Source organism: Streptomyces montanisoli (assembly GCF_017813245.1).
Taxonomy (GTDB): domain Bacteria; phylum Actinomycetota; class Actinomycetes; order Streptomycetales; family Streptomycetaceae; genus Streptomyces; species Streptomyces montanisoli.
The window spans coordinates 1-4,743 of sequence record NZ_JAGIQL010000278.1 but is presented as its reverse complement, the minus strand read 5'-3'; the positions used below and the strand labels follow the sequence as shown (position 1 = coordinate 4,743).

At 74.5% G+C, this 4,743-nt stretch carries 5 protein-coding genes; 4 read left to right on the top strand and 1 reads right to left on the bottom strand.

Features of this window, described 5'->3' with window-relative positions; translation table 11 throughout:
- The first annotated feature begins 122 nt into the window (after positions 1-122).
- On the top strand, positions 123-1,259 hold the full coding sequence (locus JFN87_RS32040; protein ID WP_245182803.1) for an NAD(P)H-hydrate dehydratase: 1,137 nt from the start codon (positions 123-125) through the stop codon (positions 1,257-1,259).
- Here the strand turns inward: JFN87_RS32040 and JFN87_RS32035 are convergent.
- Entirely contained in the window at positions 1,249-2,160 is a 912-nt protein-coding gene (locus JFN87_RS32035; RefSeq protein WP_245182800.1) for a D-alanyl-D-alanine carboxypeptidase family protein, read from the bottom strand. The two genes, JFN87_RS32040 and JFN87_RS32035, sit on opposite strands and share 11 nt — an antisense overlap.
- A gap of 219 nt (positions 2,161-2,379) precedes the next feature.
- Between JFN87_RS32035 and JFN87_RS32030 the strand changes: the two genes are divergently transcribed.
- The 3 genes from JFN87_RS32030 to JFN87_RS32020 form a co-directional block, all read left to right on the top strand.
- Positions 2,380-3,138, top strand: a complete 759-nt coding sequence (locus JFN87_RS32030; protein WP_209345854.1) for a FadR/GntR family transcriptional regulator — start codon at positions 2,380-2,382, stop codon at positions 3,136-3,138.
- Positions 3,135-4,469 carry a CynX/NimT family MFS transporter gene (locus JFN87_RS32025; RefSeq protein ID WP_307865674.1) on the top strand — a complete coding sequence of 445 codons (1,335 nt, stop codon included), beginning with the start codon at positions 3,135-3,137 and terminating at the stop codon, positions 4,467-4,469. Before JFN87_RS32030 ends, JFN87_RS32025 begins: the two co-directional genes overlap by 4 nt.
- A gap of 58 nt (positions 4,470-4,527) precedes the next feature.
- On the top strand, positions 4,528-4,743 hold a 216-nt coding region (locus tag JFN87_RS32020; RefSeq protein ID WP_209345852.1), incomplete at its 3' end, for an alanine racemase.

Genomic DNA, 4,743 nt, shown 5'->3' with positions numbered 1-4,743 from the left:
GCCGCCCACCTCCCCCCCGCCTGCCCTCCCGCCTCTTCAGCTAGTACCACGACGAGGACGGAATCGGGCCTGGATCGGAGCCCAGAGTTCACAGCTGTGCTCTACCGATCTTGGGCAGCCAGCTGCTGGAGGTGCAGGACGAGCTGAACAGGGCGCACGCCGCCGCCAACTACGACGTCGACGGCATCACCGGCATCGGCGGCCGCGGCGGGCTGCGCCCCGACGCGATCCCGCTGGCGCGCGCGGCACGCGGATCCGGCGCGGTCGTGGTCGCCGTCGACCTGCCCAGCGGGGTGGCGGCGGACACCGGCGAGGTGAGGGGCGAGGCCGTGCGGGCGGACGTGACGGTCACCTTCGGCGCCCACAAACCCGGCCAGTTGATCGACCCGGCGGCGGAACTCACGGGCGTGGTACGGCTCGTGGACATCGGTCTCGGCCCGCACCTGCCGTCGTCGCCCGCCGTGGAGGCGCTGCAACACGCGGACGTGGCGCGGCTGTTGCCGGTCCCCGGCGGCGAGAGTGACAAGTACAGGCGCGGCGTCGTCGGCGTCGTGGCCGGGTCGGCGAAGTACCCGGGCGCCGCGGTGCTCGCGGTGGCGGGCGCGCTGCGCGGCGGCGCGGGCGCCGTCCGGTACGTCGGGCCAGGCGGCGACGCGGTGCTCGCCCGCCACCCCGAGACGCTGGTCAGCGACGGGCCGCCCGCGAAGGCCGGCCGCGTGCAGGCGTGGGCGGTCGGCCCCGGCCTGAGCGGGGGTCCTGGCCTCGACGACGCGCTCGCCTCGGACGTGCCGGTCGTGATCGACGCGGACGCCCTGCACGCCCTGGACGCGGCCGCGGTACGGGCCCGCACGGCGCCCACCCTGCTCACCCCGCACGCGGGCGAGGCGGCCGCGCTGCTCGGCGCGGAGCGCGCCGAGGTCGAGGCGGGCAGGCTGGACGCCGTACGCGAACTCGCCGCGCGCTACGGCGCGACGGTGCTGCTGAAGGGGTCGACGACACTGGTCGCCGACCCCGGCCGGGGCACCCCCGTGCGGGTCAACGCGACGGGCACCGGCTGGCTCGCGACCGCCGGCAGCGGCGACGTCCTGACCGGCCTGACGGGCTCGCTGCTCGCGGCCGGCCTCGCGCCGAGGGACGCCGGCTCCGTCGGCGCGTACCTGCACGGCCTGGCGGCCCGCCTCGCCGCGCCCCTGGCGGCACACGACGTGGCCGACCACGTGCCCGCCGCGTGGCGCGACGTGTGCGAGGTCAGCGCTTGAACGCGTAGTCCATCAGCTTCTTCGCGTCCGCCGAGCGGTGCGCCACGGACGACGAGGCGAGGACGGCGCCGACGACGGTCCTGCCGTGGCGCGTCGCCGCGAAGACGAGGCAGTACTTGGCCTCGGGGCCCGAGCCCGTCTTGACGCCGATGGTGCCCGGGTAACTGCTGAGCAGGTTGTTGGTGTTGGTCCACGACATGTAGCGGTAGCCGCCGTTCTTCGTGGTGACCTTCTGCTTGGTCGACTTCGTCCGCACGACCGTGCGGAAGGTGCTGTACGTCAGGGCGCTGCCCGCCAGCTTCGCCAGGTCGCGCGGCGTCGAGTAGTTGCGCCCGTTGCCGATGCCGTCGAACGAGTCGAAGTGCGTGTTCTTCAACCCGAGGCTCTTGGCCGTCGCGTTCATCTGCCCGACGAACGACTTGACGCGCGCGGCGCGGGTGGACCCCTTTCCGAACGTGTCGGCGAGCGCGTAAGCGGCGTCGCAGCCCGACGGCAGCATCAGCCCGTACAGCAGCTGCCCGACCGTCACCTTGTCGCCGACGATGAGGTGCGCGGACGAGGCGGTCTTCGCGACGATGTAGTCGCTGTACGCCTTCTGGATCGTTACCTTCGATCCCAGGTTCAGGCCCTTGTGCGCGAGGTGCGCGAGCACCACGCGGGCGGTCATCACCTTGGTGGTCGACCCGGTGGGCCTGCGGGTGTCGGCCGCCTTGCCGTAGTAGCCCGCGTGCGTCGCATTGTTCATCACGTAGCCGCCCTTGGCGACGATCGACGGGGGTTTCGGGGCCGTGGCCGCCGTGGCCGCCGCGGCGGGCGGGGCGAACGCGCCCGCCGCGAGGAGCGTGCCGGCGGCGGCGGTCAGCGCGGACGCGCGGTGGAGTGGTGCGACACCTTGTTTCAAGGCGGTTTCTCCCCAAGTTCTCTGGTGAGTTCTCTGATGCCAGGCCACTGGCATGTGCCGGTACGTCGTACCGCTTGCCTGTGAGACACCTGTGGGCCCTGCGCGGATGCGCTCCGTCGCCGAGCCTTTCCGCTCTGTTTGCCGGGTGTGCGAAAGCGGCCGAGCCTGAACCGGTTAAACATGGGATGTTAGGCTGATTGTGATACGAGGAGGTGCGGCGTGCCGATCCACGCGGCGGAGCGGTCGAGCCTGGTCGACCGGGTGATCGAACAGCTCCAGAGCCTGATCGAGTCGGGCGAGTGGGCGGTGGGGACGAAGATCCCCGCAGAACCCGTCCTGACGGAGATGCTCGGCGTGGGCCGCAACACCGTGCGCGAGGCCGTCAGGGCGCTCGGCCACAGCGGGATGCTGGAGGCCAGGCAGGGCGACGGCACGTACGTACGGGCCGCCGACGCGCTCGGTGCGGCCCTGCACAGGCGGTTGCGGCGCGCGGGCCACCTGGAGGCGTTCGAGGTCCGCTCGGGACTCGAACGCGACGCGGCCAGGCTCGCGGCCGGCCGGCGCACGGAGGCCGACCTGGCGGCGCTGCGGTCCGCGCTCGCCGAGCGCGGCACGGCCTGGCGGTCCGGTGACACCGACGCGTTCGTACGGGCCGACGTCGCCTTCCACCGCGCGGTGGTCGCGGCGGCGCACAACGGCATGCTCGCCGACCTCTACAGCCACCTGTCGGACGGTCTGCGTGCGGCCATCGCCTCCGTCGCCGACGCGCCGCTGCCCGAACCGCGGCGTGCGCAGGCCGACTCGCACGCCGATCTCGTCGATGCGATCGAGGCGGGCGACGCGGCGGCGGCCACGGGCGCGGTCGCCCGTTACATCGAGGAGTCGGTCAGCTCTCTGCGGGAGCTCCAGGCGGCGGACCCGCTGCCGGCGACGGCGGGGACCCCCCGCGGGGGCCGCGAGGAGGGAGACGCGAAGTGAGCTCTGCCTCCCGCGACACGGACAGCGGCGGAGCCGCGCGCACCGCCGAGGCCGGGGCGGAGGCCAGGCCCGAAGCCGCGGCCAGGCCCGAAGCCGCGGCCGGGGCCGAAGGCCGGGCCGGGCGCCCGGCCCGGCGCGCCCGCGCCGGGCTGTTCCTCGGCGTCGGCGTCATCGTCCTCGCGCTGAACCTGCGGCCCGCCATCGTCGCCGCGTCGCCCATGCTCGACACGATCCGCGCGGGCACGGGCATGTCCACGGCCACCGCCGGGCTGCTGACGACGCTGCCGCTGCTCTGCTTCGGCCTGCTCGCGCCGTTCGCGCCGCGGCTCGGCCGCAGGCTCGGCATGGAGCCCGCGCTGCTGCTGACCATGGTGGCGATCTGCTGCGGGACCGCGCTGCGGCTCATACCGTCGATGGCCGCGCTGCTCGGCGGCACCGTCGTCGTCGGCGCGGGCATCGCCGTCGCGAACGTCCTGCTGCCCGGCGTCATCAAGCGGGACTTCGCCCACCGCGTGGGCCTGATGACGGGCCTCTACTCGATGTCGCTGTTCGGCGGCGCGGCCCTGGCCGCGGGCGTCACCGTGCCCGTGGGCCACGCGCTGTCCCTCGGCTGGCGGCCGACGCTCGCGCTGTGGGGGCTGCTCGCCGTGGTCGCGCTCCTGGTGTGGGCGCCGCAGGTGCGCCGTCACACTCGCGCCTCCGCGGCGCGGGCGGGCGCGGCCAGGCACCCCGTACGGGGGCTGTGGAGCCACCCGGTGGCCTGGCTGGTCACCGGCTACATGGGGCTGCAGTCGCTGTCGTACTACGCGGCCGCCGCCTACCTCCCGACGATGCTGACCGACGCCGGCACGGCGCAGTCCACGGCCGGCTGGATGCTCTCCTTCTCCAGCCTCCTCGGCATCGCGGGCGCGTTCCTCAGCCCGGTGCTTGCCGCGCGCGGGGTGCGGCCCGGGCTGCTCGCGGCGATCGGCGCCGTCCTGACGGCGGGGGGCTTCGCCGGCATGGCGACGGCGCCCGTCGGCGGCGCGTACCTGTGGATGATCCTGCTCGGCCTCGGCCAGGGCGCGGCCATCTCGCTGGCGATGCTGTTCATCGTGGACCGCTCGCCCGACACCCGGCACGCCGCGCAACTGTCCAGCATGGCGCAGTGCTTCGGCTACCTGCTGGCCGCCACGGGGCCGCTCGCGCTCGGCGCGGTGCACCAGGCGACCGGCGGCTGGACCGTGCCGCTGATCATCCTCATCGTGCTGCTCGTCCCCCAGACGGCCGTGGGCCTCGGCGCCTCGGTGAACCGCCACGCGGCGCCGGAGCAGCGTGACGCGGGCGGCTGACGTTCGGGTGACGTTCGGTGGGCGGAGCCCGGGCGTCCGTTCTGAGAGACTTGGCGCGATGACCGGAAACCACCAGAACTCACGCCACGTCAGGGCCCGGGCCGAGATCGACCTCGGCGCCCTGCGCGCCAACGTGCGCGCGCTGCGCGCCCGGGTCGCGCCCAGTGGCGCGCAGGTGATGGCCGTCGTGAAGTCCGACGCGTACGGGCACGGCATGGTGCCCGCCGCGCGCGCGGCGCGCGCCGCCGGGGCGCGGTGGCTCGGCACCGCCACC